Consider the following 14,411-nt stretch of genomic DNA (forward strand, 5'->3'; position numbering starts at 1 on the left):
ACCAAATCTACTCCCGCCCCCAGCGCTTCGCGCTTTTTTTGGATTCGGTGCGGGTTTTGTTCTTGGGCATCCGTCCGGGCGGCCGGGTCGGGCGCGCGGGGCCCGCCCGCCCCGCGGCGACCAGCGCGTGGCCTGCACCGGCACGGATGTAGGCCAGGTACACGGTGTCGATGCCGTTGTCGATGCCGTTGTCGAGGCCGTCGCGCCACCGCACCCGCCGGTCCTCCACGACGAGTTCGGCAGCCGCTCATGATCTTGTCCTCGCCACACAGGCATGATCATGAGCGGCTGATCCCGTTGGGTCGCACCCCGTCACGAGATCGCATCGGCTGAACCGCGTCATCCCGGCTCACGCAGCGATGACCGGGTGTCACACCAGCCCGGGCCGGTCACACGGGAGCGCCGCCGAACCCGATCTCGTTCCCGTCGGGATCACGGTAGGTGGTCTTACGCACGCCGTTGGAGTAGGTCTCCCGCTCGGCGGGGGCGAGTCCCCGCTCGGCGATCTGCGCGACGAACGCGTCGAGGTCGTCGACGAAAATCGTGTGCATGGCGTAGCCGGCACGCTCGGGCCGCTGCTCGATGAACACGAACCGATGTTCTGCGAGCTCCCATACGGCCTCCGTGTCGCTCGCGACGAACGTGGGCGGAGAGCCCAGCAACCGTTCATACCACTTCAGGGCTGCCGCGTACTCGGTGACCGGAATTCCTGCGAACAAGTCGAGGGCCATGCCGCGATCATATGGACTTCGGCTGGTTTCCGTGGCCGTGCAGCTTCAGCTGTGCCCGCATCGTCGCATACGCCCAGCTCGGCTGACATGGCCCGCCGGATCAGGGTGGAGCCGCCCGCGGTCGGGGGTAGCACCGGCGGGGAAGAGCCGTCACCAGGTTCAACACGGTCGCGTGTACCTGGGTGACAGCTTCGTCACCGACAGCCCGACACCCCCGCGAGAGGCCGGACCCCGCCGAGGAGCCGGCCGGTGTCGGCGGTCGTCAACGTCCCGGCCGGGGCAGGTGCCCTTTGCGCGGCCCGGGTGAGGAGTGAACAGGGCGAGTGTCCCCAGGCAGTGTCAGGCTGTGGCCCGTAGGTGTTCGTGTGCCCATTCCTCGAAGGACGTGAGCGGGATGCCGAGGGCCCGCGCGTACTCCGGGCGGGCGGGCTGCCCGGCCACGTTCATGTGTTCGTGGGAGATGCCCGCCCACGCCGGCATTCCTGCGGCGATCGCCTCCTCCTCGGTCATGTCGGGCGCGGTCAGTTCGGTGTCCAGCACCCGGGAGAGGACCTCGGCGATCTCCGTCATCGTCAGGTGGTCGCCGGCCAGCTCCAGCTCGACGCCGTCGAACCGCTGCGGTGCGGCGACGGCTGCGGCGGCCGCCTTGCCGATGTCGTCGACCGCGATGAGGGAGAGCCGGGTGCCGGGCTTCAGCACGGTCGCCAGGCCGCCTTCGACGCCGCGGGGAATCAGGTAGGCCGCGGACGGGAGGAAGTTCTCCATGAAGCAGCCCGGCTTGATGAGCGTCCAGTGCGTGAAGCCCGCCTTGCGGACCCGGTCCTGGATCTCGGTCTTGGTGGTGTAGTAGGGCTCCAGGGGCGCCCAGCGGCCTTCGGCCCAGCCAGGAGTCTCGGTGTGCTGCCCGGCGCCGGAGACGGACGTGTGCACGAACTGCGGCACGCCGGCGGCCAGCGCGCCTTCGATCAGGTTGACGGCCTGGGTCAGCTCGCCGTCGAAGTCGATGGCGGCTCCCTTGATCACGGGCATCTGCACCGAGAAAACGGCCCGGACTCCCGTCGCGGCCCTGATCAGGGAGTCACGGTCCCGAAGGTCGCCGGTGACCAGTTCGGCGCCGAGGGCTTCGACCGCCCCGGCTCGGTCGGTCGTGGGGTCGCGAACCAGCGCGCGGACGGGGACGCCGGTCGCGAGCAGGGCGCGGGCGGTGGCGCCCCCCTGCTGTCCGGTGGCGCCGGTGACCAGGACGGGTGCGGGATCGGTGGACATGAGGCCTCTCCTGAGGTAGGCGTTCATTAAACGGCGGACCCCGCCGTTTATGCTTCGGTAAGATACGGCGGACCCCGCCACTTAGCAAATGTGAGGTGACGCCATGCCCGCCCAACGCGCGGACGCCCAGCGCAACTACGTACGCCTGCTCGCCGTGGCCGAGGAGGCGATCGCCGCGCACGGCGCCGACGCGTCCATGGAGCAGATCGCCCGCACCGCGGGAGTCGGATCCGCCACCGTGCGCCGGCACTTTCCCAGCCGCCACGCACTGCTGAAGGCGGTCTTCCGTGAACGGGTCGAGAGCCTGTGCGCCCACGCCCGCGACCTGACCGGCAGGGCCGACACCCGGGCGGCGCTGCTGGAGTGGCTGAGCGCCGTCATCGCGGACGCCGCGACCATCCGGGGGCTGGCCGTCGCACTGACCCGCGACCGAGCGGCCGGCCCCGACGTGGCGCACGAGAACTGCTGTTCGGCGCAGCTCACCGAGGCGGGCGAGCCACTGGTGCGCCGCGCCGCAGACGACGGCACGCTGACACCGGGCGTGACCATCGCCGACCTGCTCACCCTGGTCACCGGCATCGCCCTGGCCACGGAACACCACCCCGACCCCGCCGCCGAGGCAGACCGGCTACTCGGCCTGACCGTGGTGGGAGTCAGCCCTCCTCAGGGGTGAGCGGAGGGGAGAACCGGACGACTGCTGAGCTTGCGGGGTGGCCGCAGGCCGCGCCGCCCGGCGGCACGTCAGCAGCCCGGTTCGAGGTGGCCGCTCATTTCCTGTCGCGGTGGTTGTCGAGCAGGCGGACGAGCAGGCTCATGGTGGCGGCGCCGGCGGCGCCGCCACTGAGCAGGGCGGTGGGCCAGGCGGCGCCGGCGGCCAGGGTGAGCGCGCAGGCGATGGTCGTCACCAGCGTGGTGGTGGTCAAGGTGAGAAGTACGGGTACGGAGAACATCGGGGTCGCTCCTGAGGTGGCGTCGCCGGGGACCCGGCGGTCTGGTCATCGGCCCAGAACGCGATGAGCTCGGTCTCGGTGAGCTCATCGCTCGGGCAGTGGGGCGGAATACGTCCGGTGGTCAAGGCCCACGCGGTCACCAGCAAGGTCAACAGCTGGTCGTCGTCGTGAACCCACGGTGGGGGTGGGGAGCCCGGCCGGGTGCCGGTGACGCGGAGAAAGGCAGGCGAAGCGGCCGGGGCGTGCGCCATGGGCTTCCTCCTTCATCGTCGGCACTGGGGTGCGATCAACGATGAAGGTGCCGCCATCTTGGCCGCTACCGATTCAAACATGTCCGGAAGAGACCGGATAAATACCCTTTTGCAAGGTGAGAAATATTTACGTTCTCGACGCCGATATCCCTTTGCCCCGACCTGGCGGGCAGGATTTTCGGCGTCCTTCAGGGCGGCCCGAATCTATCCGATTTCATCCGGTTTCATCCGGACCCGTCCGGATCACTCCGATCTGAGCCGACCCTATCCGGACTCATCCGGACTCATCCGGGTTGCGTAACCGCAGGTCAACGTCTGGTTAATCCCGGACGAAGCGGAATATGCGATCTCCCTCAGCTTGACCGTCGGTTAGTGCCAATATGACTCCCGCTACTACTTGTAGATCACGGATCACTCATTTCCGGCTAAGGGCGATGGCTGAACAACATCGTGTTGCGGCGCTATGCGCCTTCGTCGATCAGCTCAACGAGCTGCGCGGCCTGGCTGGCTCCCCGCCGCTGTCTCGGCTGCACACGCTGTCGATGCGCATTCCAGAGAACAACGAGGGCAGGGGGCTGGCACCGAGCACCACCCACGACATCTTGACCGGCAAACGCAAACGCGCCCCGGCCTGGGCGTGGGTGGCGTCCTTCGTGGCCGCCTGCACGACTGCCGCCAAGCAGACCGGCCTGGACGTGCAGGCCATGGGCGACACCCAGACCTGGTATCAAAGCTGGCGGGCCGCCCACGATGCCCGGTCCGATCCGCCGGCCGTGCCCACCGAACCTGCCACGCCCGCCCTCACCACGCCGTCGGCGGGACCGGCCCCCGCCGTGTTCGCGGCCTCGCCCTCACCCGCACAACGGCCCGAAGCCGAGCAGGCGCCGTCCACACCGGCGCCCCCGGCGCGGCCAACGAGCGGCAGAGCACCGCACCGGTCGAGCACCACGATCGTGTTCGCGCCGCTCCCTGCGGCCCGGCAGCGGTTGTTGCGGATCTACGGCAGGACCGGTACCCGCCTGCTGAACCGCAGCGAGGCCGGCAACGGAGACGACTGCATGCGCCTGGCCGTCATCGCACTGCTGAAAGGCTGGCCCCAAGAGGCACGCCAGTGGCTGCGCCAAGCAGGCGACGCCGGTCACCCCGCCGCGCCGGGCCTGTTCGACGACCCCGATCGCCTGCAGGTGGCCGCCGAACTCGCCTACCACTACGGCCACCGCTACCAGTGCTCGGATCCGAACAAGCTCAGCGTCGCGATGTTCCTCTACCGGCTGGCCAGCGACCACGGCCACGCCGAGGCCGCCTATCGCCTCGCGAGGATCCACCGGGCCAAGGACGAGGACTGGGCGGCCGCGAGTCTGTTCAGCCGCGCGGCCGACAACGGCCACCCCGAGGCCGCCGCAGAGTTCGACGGCGCCTCCGAACAGCTCACCCAGCCCCCGTGGAACGCCGAGGGCGCGCTGCCCATCGGCCTGATCGAAGAACAAGAACCCGCCACGGAGCCGCCCTCGCCGGCCGGCGATCCTCCCGCGGAGTTCACTTGAGGCGGCCTGAAGGCCACCGGTGCCGCCCATCACCCCGGCCACCGGAAAGCGACACGGTGAGACGGTGAGAGCGACGTCGAGGTCCATCGCGAGGACACAGGCAGGCTCGAAGCGGCCCAGGCCGATGATCAGGATCTTGCCCCTTCCCCTCGGATGGGGGCGGTTCTGCCGCAGCGACCGACCTCCAGCAAAGTGTCTATCAGTGATCACCCTGTTACTTCAGGTGAATCCCTTAATTGCCGTGATTCTTCGAACCGCGCTTCCATCGGCCACCGCGCGCGCTCACCGCGACCGGTACCGCCCGGTAGAGCACGCCCCCTCCGCCCCCCGGCCCGTCACCGCGTTCCCGCGGTTCGGGCACCGGCATCACCAGGTCGGTGAACGCGAAGTCGCACTCCTCGGCCTCGCCGACCAGTCCACTCGACGCCTCCCTCGGAGCGGCGGTGATCACTATCGGCTCCGCGGAGCGGACGGCCCGCCCGATCCCGGTGCAGCCCCCTTGCCGGTCGGCGGCCTCCTAAACATCAGACTGATTTGCCTAAAACTATTAGGCAAATGCATAATACATGTCGCCGAAAGGGAGGAAGGCCATGGTTCGAGCGGGACTGACCGCGGAGCGTCTGACCCGGGCGGGGGCGGAACTGGCCGACGAGGTCGGCTTCGACCAGGTGACCGTCTCGGCGCTCGCCCGGCGGTTCGACGTCAAGGTCGCGAGTCTGTACTCGCACCTGAAGAACTCCCAGGACCTCAAGACCAGGATCGCCCTGTTCGCCCTGGAGGAACTCGCCGACCGGGTCGCCTCCGCTCTGGCCGGGCGCGCCGGCAAGGACGCCCTGGCCGCCTTCGCGAACGTCTATCGCGACTACGCCCGGGAGCACCCCGGCCGCTACACCGCCGCCCGGCTCAGGCTCGCCCCCAAGACGGCGGCCGCCAGCGCCGGCGTCAGGCACGCACAGATGACGCGGGCGATCCTGCGCGGCTACGACCTGACGGAGCCGGACCAGACGCACGCGGTCCGGATGCTGGGCAGCGTCTTCCACGGTTACGTCAGTCTGGAGATGGGCGGAGGCTTCAGCCATACCGCGGTCGATCCGCAGGAGTCCTGGTCCTGGATCGTGGATTCCCTCGACGCTCTGCTGCGGAACCGGACCGCACCCTGACCATCAGAGGGCCGCAGCGCACATCGGCGCATCCGAACAATCCGGAAATCTTGATCAACAGGCTGGGGCATTGACCTCCTCCCCTCCTTGAAGAGAGGGGATTCCCACGGTCACCCGTGAGAGTTCCTGCTTCATCGCCGGTTGCCCGCCCGAGAGGACTCTCGTTGAGGTCTCACACCGGCTCCACAGGCTTTTTACCTCTCCGCCAGCCCGGCGGCGAGAATGTTCTTCGCAGCGTTGACGTCCCGGTCATGGGTCGTGCCGCACCCGCACACCCACTGTCGGACACCCAGCGGCATCTTGTCGTGCAAGGTGCCGCACGCCGAGCACAGTTTCGAGGAGGGGAACCATCGGTCCACAACCAGGAGTTCCCGCCCATACCACTGTGCTTTGTACTCCAGCATGCCGCGCATCTCCCGCCAGGAGGCATCCGAGATGGCACGCGCCAGCTTGTGGTTCTTGACCATGTTGCGCACGGTGAGGTCTTCGATCACGACCGTTTGGTTCTCACGGACGAGACGAGTGGTGAACTTGTGCAGATGGTCTCGGCGACGGTCGGTGATGCGGGCATACACGCGGGCGACCACGAGTTTCGCCTTCCGCCGGTTCGCCGACCCCTTCTCCTTGCGGGAGAGGTTGCGCTGAGCTTTGGCGAGCTTGCGGCGGTCGGCCCGCTCATGTCCGGGGTTGACGATCTTCTCCCCGGTGGAGAGCGTCGCCAACGCTGTGGTACCCGCGTCCACCCCGACCGCGCTGGTCGTCGGCTCCAGCGGTCGAATGGCGTCTTCGCAGAGGATCGACACGAACCAGCGGCCCGCCGCGTCCTTCGACACGGTCACGGTGGACGGCTCCGCCCCTTCAGGCAGGGGACGCGACCACACGACGTTCAGCGGACCGTTCATCTTCGCGAGGGTGATCTGACCGTTCTTCCATCGGAAGGCGCTACGGGTGTACTCAGCGCTCGCCCGGGACTTCTTGCGGGACTTGAACGTCGGGTACTTCGCGCGCTTGGCGAAGAAGTTCGTGAATGCCGCCTGCAAGTGGCGGAGCACCTGCTGGAGCGGTACCGACGACACCTCGTTCAAGAACGCGAGATCGTCGGTCTTCTTCCGCGCCGTCAGTGCCGCCGACGACTCCACGTAGGAGATCTTCCGGCCTTCTTGGGTGTAGGCGCGGGTGCGGTGTTCGAGGGCTTTGTTGTAGACAAGGCGGGCGCAGCCGAACGTCCGGGCAAGCTCGGAAGCTTGTTCGGGGGTCGGGTGGAAGCGGAACTTGAACGCCCGCTTCACGATCTGCGTCACGCCTCACATAATACCGCCAGATCAGTTAACTGCGAACACGCGTTCGATTCACATCCGCGCGGCGCCGTGCCGCGTTTCCTCCCGGCCCCGAAGGGCCAGGTTTCCACGCTCAAGGAGGCATGATGAACACCGAGCACGACTGGATCATCACACCCGTCACCGCGGACATGCTGCGCGGCGTCCTCGACGTGGAACGCACGGCGCACGGCCTGTTGCCGCACCGGCTGCCCGCTCGGGCTCGTCGGCAGATCCCTGACGACCAACTGGCCGTGGCCGAGGCCCAGTCGTCCGGCGTGCGGCTGGCCTTTCGCACCCGGGCCACCATCATCGAACTGGACGCACTGCCCACCAAGAGGGCCTACCGAGGTCTCCCCGCCCCGGCGGACGGCGTATACGACCTGCTGGTCGACGGCCGTCTCGCCGCCCAGGCCACGGTGACCGGCGGCAAGGTCCGCACGATCGACATGACCACCCAGTCCGTCGAACTGCGTGAAGGGCCTCACGGCACCGCCCGGTTCACCGATCTGCCCGCCCGTGACAAGGACGTCGAGATCTGGCTCCCGCATACGGAGATCACCGAGCTGATCGCCCTGCGCACCGACGCCCCGGTCGAGTCGGCACCGGACAGCGGGCGCAGGGTGTGGCTGCACCACGGCAGTTCCATCAGCCACGGCTCGAACGCCACCAGCCCGACCGCCATCTGGCCGGCCCTGGCCGCCGCCCAGGGCGGAGTGGAGCTGGTCAACCTGGGATTCGGCGGCAGCGCGCTGCTCGACCCGTTCACCGCCCGCGCGATGCGGGACACCCCCGCGGACCTGATCAGCGTCAAGATCGGCATCAATGTCGTCAACGCCGACGTGATGCGCCTGCGCGCCTTCACCCCTGCGGCCCACGGTTTCCTCGACACCATCCGCGAGGGGCATCCGACCACGCCGCTGCTGGTCGTGTCCTCCATCCTGTGCCCGGTCCAGGAGGACACCCCCGGCCCCCTCGCGCCCGACTTCGACGGCGGTAGCTTGCGGTTCAAGGCCACGGGCGACCCGGCCGAACGCGTCGCCGGACGCCTGACGCTCAACGTCATCCGCGACGAACTCGCCCGGATCGTCGAACAGCGGACGGCTGACGACCCGAACCTGCACTACCTCGACGGCCGCGACCTTTACGGCGAGACGGACTACGCCGAACTGCCGCTGCCCGACGAGGTCCACCCTGACCCCGCGGGGCACCGTCGCATCGGCGAGAACTTCGCGCGGCTCGTGTTCGGCACCGGCGGCCCGTTCGCCACCAGGACCGGCTGACCAGAGGTGATCACTACGGAGCCGTGTCGCCCTGCCGCGCCGTGAGCACCATGGTGGCCACTCCCCCGGCTGTGCTGAGAGATCCGCTCCGCCGGGGCCTGGGCGCGGGAGGTGCGAGACGCCGAGGAACGCGTGATCACGGTCCGCCGGGAGCGGCAACGCCGCCCCGGTGGTGCACCGAGCCTCACGACGACCCTCCGGCGGAAGGCCGCACCGGTGGTGCCCGGGTGCCTCGCGATCCCGTTCCGTAGCGGCGTACGCCCACCCGGGGTGGGGATCCCGGCCGTGCGCCACTACCCTCTGGCTATGCCGACCCACGAGCGGGAGATCACCGCCCCCGTCGACCTGTGCCTGCCCGACGGGCGCCTCAACCCCGACGCGGTCGGCTGGAGCAGGCGCCCGCTGCACCGCGCGAACCTGCGCGGCTGGGGCAGGACCAAACGCTGGGAGTACTGGGGCGTCGTCACCCCCGGCCACATCGTCGGACTGGTGGCCTCGTCGCTCGACTACGCGGGTGTGCACGGCGTCTACGTGCTCGACCGCGCGACCGGTGTGGAGATCACCAAGGACGTGGTCGTGCCGCTGGCGCGCGGCGCGGTGCTGCCGGATCGCAGCGGTGCGGGCCGGGCGTCGGTACGGGGTCCGGGCCTGCGCATCGACATCGACCAGCGCCCCGAGGCCACCTCGCTGCGGGCCGCCGTGCCCGGGGTGCTGCTCGACGTGGAGGTGCCGCTGCCGGAGGGGCACGAGTCGCTCGGCGTGGTCGTCCCGTGGAGCGCCCGGAGGTTCCAGTACACGGTCAAGGACGTCGGCAGGCCGGTGCGCGGCACGCTGACCGTCGGGGAGAGCAGCCACGTCCTCGACGAGGCGACCTCCTTCGCGGTGCTCGACCACGGACGGGGCCGCTGGCCGTACTCGATCACCTGGAACTGGGCGGCGGGCAGCGCGCCGGGGCGGGCGATCCAGCTCGGCGGCAAGTGGACCGACGGCACCCGCTCGACGGAGAACGCGCTGTTCGTCGGCGGGCGGATGCACAAGATCGGCGATGAGCTGGCCTGGGTGTACGACCGGCGCGACTGGATGCGGCCCTGGCGGATGACCGGTCCCGGGGTGGAGGTGGTCTTCCACCCGTTCCACGAGAAGATCTCACGCACCGAGCTGGGTGTGGTGGGCAGCGAGACCCACCAGTGCTTCGGCCACTTCTCCGGTCGCGCCCGGACCGACGAGGGCGAATGGGTCGACCTCGACGGCCTGGTCGGCTGGGCCGAGGAGGCACGCCAGCGCTGGTGAGGACCGCGGCCATGCCGCCCGCCCGGCGCCGGCGGGGGACGGGCCCGGCCGGGGGCTTTCGCCCGATGGGACCGGCCGGGGCGGCCGTCCGGCTCCGGCGGAGGTCAGCCCAGCCGGAGCCTCCCGTTGACGGTCCGCACCAGTTCGGCGGGGAGTTTGAGCACCTCGCGGTCGTAGGTGAGCAGGCCGTTCAGCTCGTCCTCGACGTCGGAGAGCTGGGTGTAGACGGTCGCGCTCAGGCCGCGTGGCACGGCGGGCACGATCTGCCGGTAGTGCAGCCGGGCGAACGCCCCGCCGAGCTGCGCCGCCGTACGGCATCTGCGGTAGCCGAACTCGCGGTCGTTGAAGGTGTGGCCCTCGACGCGCAGCGAGTAGCCGCCGTACTCCGACAGCACCAGCGCCCGCCCGTCGCGCCCGGCCGGCGGGCGGAAACGGCGGAAGTACACGTGCAGGCTCCGCAGGTCGCCCGCGCCCTGGTCGTGCCACCCGCTCGCGTGGTCGACCGTCCGGGTGGGGTCGAGCTCGGCGAGCTCCCTGGCGGCGCCCGCCGCGTCGAACTGGCCCCAGCCCTCGTTGAACGGCACCCACACGGCCAGGCTCACCACGTTGCGCAGCAGCTCGACGGTCTCCCGCAGCTCGGCTGCGAACCGCTCGCGGCCCTCGGCGTCGCCGCGCCCGAACCACCGGTGGCGACGGTCGTCGAGGCGCAGCGGTGTCAGCACCGGCGCGGTGATCACCAGCGGGTGATAGCGGCCGCCGCCGTTCACCATGTCCTGCCAGACGAGCATGCCGAGCCGGTCGCAGTGGTGGTACCAGCGCATCGGTTCGATCTTGATGTGCTTGCGCAGCATGTTGAAGCCGAGCCGCTTCATGGTCTCGATGTCGCAGACCATGGCCTCGTCGGAGGGCGGCGTGTACAGGCCGTCGGGCCAGTAGCCCTGGTCCAGGACTCCGGCGTGGAAGTAGGGTCGTCCGTTGAGCAGCAGCCTGGGCACACCGTCCGCGTCGCACCCGACGCCGAAGGAGCGCACGCCGACGTAGCCGCGTACGCTGTCGGCCCCGAGACGCACCGACACGTCGTACAGGTACGGGTCCTCGGGACTCCACGGGCGGACTTCCGGGATCGGGATCCGCACCGGCACGCCCGCGTCCGCCTCGGCGGACGCGACCACCTCGCCGTCGGCGAGGATCTCGACGGCGGCCCGTCCCGAGGCGGCGTGCACCGTCACCTCGACGCACGAGGCGTCCAGGTGCGGGACGAGCGTGAGCCGCTCCACGTGTACGGCGGGCACGCACTCGGCCCACACGGTCTGCCAGATGCCCGACTGGGCGGTGTACCAGATGCCGCCCCGGCGCAGCTTCTGCTTGCCGCGCGAGTGCTGCCCGGTGTCGGAGTCGTCCCGCACGGCCACGACCAGCGTGTTGGGGCCCTCGCGCAGGGCGTCGGTGATGTCGCAGGCGAACGGCAGGTAGCCGCCGGTGTGCGTGCCCACCTCGACCCCGTTGAGCAGCACCCGGCAGGTCTGGTCGACCGCGCCGAAGTGCAGCAGCACCCGCCCGCCCGGGACGGCGAAGTGGTCGGGCAGGGTGAGCGCGCGCCGGTACCACAGCGTCTGCCCGGGCAGGAGCTGCCGCCCGACGCCGGACAGCGGAGCCTCGGGGGAGAACGGCACGACGATGTCGCCGTCGTAGCCGTCGTAGTCGTCGAGGGCCTCGGGTTCGGCCGGGGAGACGGCGTACCGCCAGCGGCCGTTGAGGTTGAGGTAGCTGTCGCGGACGAGCTGCGGCCTGGGGTACTCCGGCAGCACGGCCTCGGGGTCGAGGGCCGCGCCCCAGCGGGTCAGCAGGGTCATGCGGTCCCCCTGCGGCGCAGCGCCAGCACCGGTACGGCCATGAACGCCACCACGGCCGTGGCGGCCAGGAAGATGGCCGGTGAGGGGACTTGTTTGAGCACCCCGAGCTCCTCGTAGTAGACGTCGGCCCCCTCGATCACGGCGGCGCCCAGGAAGGGGCCGACGATCATGGGGATGAGAATCGCGAAGACCATCCGCAGTCCCTGGACGTGACCGGCGCGGTCCGGCGGCGAGTGGTCGCGGACGATCGCCGCGATGGGCGCGAGCACCAGCATGAACCCGGACATCATGACGAGCCCGGCGGCGATCACCGGGATCATCCCGGTCGCGACGGACATCAGCAGCAGGCCCGTGCCGTACACGGCGATGGCGGGCGGCAGGAAGCGCACCTTGCCCACCCGGTCGATGAGCGGCCCGCAGGCGACGCTGATCACCGAGGAGCCGGTCAGCACCACGGCCAGGACGATCGCGTACCCCTCGATGTTCAGGTATCGCTGCAGGTAGATGATCAGGTAGGGCAGGAAGACCCGGGTGGAGACCCCCCAGATCGTCCACGCGGCCAGGGCCAGGTAGAGGACGGGGTTGGCCCGTATCGCACTCGGCCGCAGCCCGTGTACGAGTGAGGCCAGGTAGGCGCCCTCCTGGCGCACCGGGTCCGGGCGGTCGCGCACGAGCACCCAGGAGACGGCTCCGACCACGACGATGATCGCCCCGATGAGCACGAAGAACAGCCGCCACTCCCCCGCGCGGGTCAGCGAGTCGAACCCGCCGAAGACGGCCAGCATCGACACCAGCGGCATGATCGCCAGCACTGACTCCACCCGGCCCCGGTTCGCCGGGCGGGTCACGTCGGTCACCCACGCCTGGAAGGCCGCGTCGTTCGCCCCGGCGCCGAGGAACGACATCACGCAGTCCAGCGCGATGACCGCGGCCACCGTGGCCGCGACGGCTCCGGCCGCCGGGGCGACGGCCGCGACCGCGTCGACGGTGACGAAGCCGAAGGCCGCCGTGGCCAGCCCCCACAGCACGTATCCGGCGGCGATGAAGGAGCGGCGGCGCCCCACCCGGTCGGAGAGCGCGCCGACCAGCAGGGTGGCCACCGTCGCGGTCGCCGCGCTGGCGGCGACCATGGTGGCGATGGCGCCGGGATCGTCGCTCACGGTGTCGTAGAGGAACACATTCAGGTACATGTTCTCGACGGTCCATGCCACCTGCCCGGCGAAGCCGAGCACGATCAGAGCCGCCCACGAACGTCCGCCCAGCCCGGCGGTGATCTCTGTGGTCACGGCGAGAGACTACAGGGGGTTTTGTCGCTATTTGGGACAGATTTCGCGTCCGTTGATGCCACGAAAACGCAATCCCGCCTTGCCGCACGGGAAAGCCGGCGAAGAGCGCGGCAGGGCCGCGCACCGGCGGCGACCGGGCCCGGAGCCCGATCCGCGCGTTCAGCTGACTGTGACGTGTCACAAGGTTTGACCACTCAGGTTTACCGCCCCCTCCAATTCCCAGAAGAGCGCTGCCAGCCCATGGTTTGTGGGAGACCTGTAGGCGATCACCGGAGTCCCCCATGCAGCGTCGCACCTTCATCGTGTCCCTCTCGGCCGTCGCCCTGTCCGGCACCCTGTGGCAGAACGCCGCGCTCGCCTCCTCGGTGGTCGCGGGCGAGAGCCCGTACGGTCCGCTCGGTGAGCCCGACGGCAACGGCGTCGCACTGCCGGCCGGGTTCGGCAGCAGGGTGGTGGCCAGGTCGGGCCACCTCGTCGGCGGCACCCTCTGGCATCCGGCCCCGGACGGCGGCGCCTGCTTCGCCGACGGCACCGGCTGGATCTACGTGTCCAACTCGGAGGTTCCGCTGGTCGGAGGCGCTTCGGCGATCAGGTTCAGGGCCGACGGTTCGATCGAGCGGGCCTACCGGATCCTGTCGGGCACCAACCTCAACTGCGCGGGCGGGGGCACGCCGTGGAACACCTGGCTGTCCTGTGAGGAGATCTTCCGCGGCAAGGTCTACGAGACCGATCCCTACGGCGTGCGCGGTGCCCAGCAGCGCCCGGCGATGGGCAGGTTCAAACACGAGGCCGCCGCCTGCGACCCCGATCACCGGGTCGTCTACCTGACCGAGGACGAGGACGACGGCTGTTTCTACCGCTTCGTTCCCAACGTCTGGGGCGAGCTGTCCAGCGGCCGTCTCGAGGTCTTCTGCACCGACGACCTCTGGCGGCCGGTACCCGATCCGACACCCGGCGTCCTGCAGAGGCAGACCAGGCATCAGGTGGGCGCCGCCAGGCACTTCGACGGCGGCGAGGGCTGCCACTACGCGGACGGCGTCTGCTACTTCACCGCCAAGGGCGACCGCACGGTGTGGGCCTACGAGACCGGCCGCCAGACGATAACCGCGATCTATGACAGCACCGGCACGCTCACCGGCATCGACAACATCACCGGCACCCGGGGCGGTGACCTCTACGTCGCCGAGGACGGCGGCAACATGGAGATCAACATCATCACCCCGGACCGGGTGGTCGCGCCGATCGTACGGCTCGACGGCCAGGGCGAGTCCGAGATCACCGGCCCCGCCTTCTCCCCCGACGGCACCCGCCTGTACTTCTCCTCCCAACGCGGCACCAGCGGCGAACGGGCGGGGACGGGCGGCATCACCTACGAGATCACCGGCCCCTTCCGTCGCTGACCCTCAAAACCCCCCATGGCTCTTGCCGGAACCCTCCTGCCCATCGCGTTGGCGATCATCATGTTCGGCCTCGGGCCGAGC

General features: G+C 69.8%; 14 protein-coding genes. 6 read left to right on the top strand and 8 right to left on the bottom strand.

Annotated features, from left to right (window positions below; translation table 11 throughout):
- Positions 1 to 7: 7 nt before the first annotated feature.
- The 3 genes from AB0J58_RS29780 to AB0J58_RS29790 form a co-directional block, all read right to left on the bottom strand.
- Positions 8 to 214, bottom strand: coding sequence for a hypothetical protein (locus tag AB0J58_RS29780; protein WP_364221766.1), 207 nt, complete (start codon positions 212 to 214; stop codon positions 8 to 10).
- 175 nt (positions 215 to 389) lie between these two features.
- Positions 390 to 731: a VOC family protein gene (locus AB0J58_RS29785; protein WP_364221769.1), complete on the bottom strand. Its 342-nt coding sequence runs from the start codon at positions 729 to 731 to the stop codon at positions 390 to 392.
- A gap of 339 nt (positions 732 to 1,070) precedes the next feature.
- Positions 1,071 to 1,997, bottom strand: a complete 927-nt coding sequence (locus tag AB0J58_RS29790) for an NmrA family NAD(P)-binding protein (protein WP_364221772.1) — start codon at positions 1,995 to 1,997, stop codon at positions 1,071 to 1,073.
- A gap of 103 nt (positions 1,998 to 2,100) precedes the next feature.
- On the opposite strand from AB0J58_RS29790, the gene AB0J58_RS29795 reads away from it, so the two are divergent.
- Positions 2,101 to 2,670: a TetR/AcrR family transcriptional regulator gene (locus AB0J58_RS29795; protein ID WP_364221775.1), complete on the top strand. Its 570-nt coding sequence runs from the start codon at positions 2,101 to 2,103 to the stop codon at positions 2,668 to 2,670.
- 94 nt (positions 2,671 to 2,764) lie between these two features.
- Here the strand turns inward: AB0J58_RS29795 and AB0J58_RS29800 are convergent, their stop codons facing one another.
- Complete coding sequence (locus AB0J58_RS29800; RefSeq protein WP_364221778.1) at positions 2,765 to 2,947, bottom strand: hypothetical protein; 183 nt, start codon at positions 2,945 to 2,947, stop codon at positions 2,765 to 2,767.
- A gap of 685 nt (positions 2,948 to 3,632) precedes the next feature.
- On the opposite strand from AB0J58_RS29800, the gene AB0J58_RS29805 reads away from it, so the two are divergent.
- On the top strand, positions 3,633 to 4,742 hold the full coding sequence (locus AB0J58_RS29805; RefSeq protein ID WP_364221781.1) for a hypothetical protein: 1,110 nt from the start codon (positions 3,633 to 3,635) through the stop codon (positions 4,740 to 4,742).
- 232 nt (positions 4,743 to 4,974) lie between these two features.
- Here AB0J58_RS29805 and AB0J58_RS29810 read toward each other — a convergent pair whose 3' ends face one another.
- Positions 4,975 to 5,193: a hypothetical protein gene (locus AB0J58_RS29810; protein ID WP_364221783.1), complete on the bottom strand. Its 219-nt coding sequence runs from the start codon at positions 5,191 to 5,193 to the stop codon at positions 4,975 to 4,977.
- Positions 5,194 to 5,332: 139 nt separating this feature from the next.
- Here AB0J58_RS29810 and AB0J58_RS29815 point away from each other — a divergent pair, with 139 nt between their 5' ends.
- Positions 5,333 to 5,902 (top strand): TetR/AcrR family transcriptional regulator, encoded by a 570-nt coding sequence (locus tag AB0J58_RS29815; protein ID WP_364221786.1) that lies wholly within the window; start codon positions 5,333 to 5,335, stop codon positions 5,900 to 5,902.
- Between the two features lie 194 nt (positions 5,903 to 6,096).
- Here the strand turns inward: AB0J58_RS29815 and AB0J58_RS29820 are convergent, their stop codons facing one another.
- Positions 6,097 to 7,203, bottom strand: coding sequence for an RNA-guided endonuclease TnpB family protein (locus AB0J58_RS29820; protein WP_364221789.1), 1,107 nt, complete (start codon positions 7,201 to 7,203; stop codon positions 6,097 to 6,099).
- Positions 7,204 to 7,325: 122 nt separating this feature from the next.
- Here AB0J58_RS29820 and AB0J58_RS29825 point away from each other — a divergent pair, with 122 nt between their 5' ends.
- Both AB0J58_RS29825 and AB0J58_RS29830 read left to right on the top strand, forming a co-directional pair.
- Complete coding sequence (locus tag AB0J58_RS29825) at positions 7,326 to 8,501, top strand: GDSL-type esterase/lipase family protein (protein WP_364221921.1); 1,176 nt, start codon at positions 7,326 to 7,328, stop codon at positions 8,499 to 8,501.
- A 306-nt stretch (positions 8,502 to 8,807) separates the two neighbouring features.
- Positions 8,808 to 9,791 (top strand): DUF2804 domain-containing protein, encoded by a 984-nt coding sequence (locus AB0J58_RS29830; protein WP_364221792.1) that lies wholly within the window; start codon positions 8,808 to 8,810, stop codon positions 9,789 to 9,791.
- 104 nt (positions 9,792 to 9,895) lie between these two features.
- On the opposite strand, the gene AB0J58_RS29835 is transcribed toward AB0J58_RS29830, so the two are convergent.
- Positions 9,896 to 11,644 carry a sugar-binding domain-containing protein gene (locus AB0J58_RS29835; protein ID WP_364221795.1) on the bottom strand — a complete coding sequence of 583 codons (1,749 nt, stop codon included), beginning with the start codon at positions 11,642 to 11,644 and terminating at the stop codon, positions 9,896 to 9,898.
- Positions 11,641 to 12,930: an MFS transporter gene (locus AB0J58_RS29840; protein WP_364221798.1), complete on the bottom strand. Its 1,290-nt coding sequence runs from the start codon at positions 12,928 to 12,930 to the stop codon at positions 11,641 to 11,643. The genes AB0J58_RS29835 and AB0J58_RS29840 overlap by 4 nt, the downstream gene beginning before the upstream one ends.
- Positions 12,931 to 13,211: 281 nt before the next feature.
- Between AB0J58_RS29840 and AB0J58_RS29845 the strand changes: the two genes are divergently transcribed.
- Complete coding sequence (locus AB0J58_RS29845) at positions 13,212 to 14,330, top strand: alkaline phosphatase PhoX (RefSeq protein WP_364221801.1); 1,119 nt, start codon at positions 13,212 to 13,214, stop codon at positions 14,328 to 14,330.
- Positions 14,331 to 14,411: the final 81 nt, after the last annotated feature.

The sequence above is a fragment of the Streptosporangium sp. NPDC049644 genome, from assembly GCF_040675205.1.
Taxonomy (GTDB): Bacteria; Actinomycetota; Actinomycetes; order Streptosporangiales; family Streptosporangiaceae; genus Streptosporangium; species Streptosporangium fukuiense.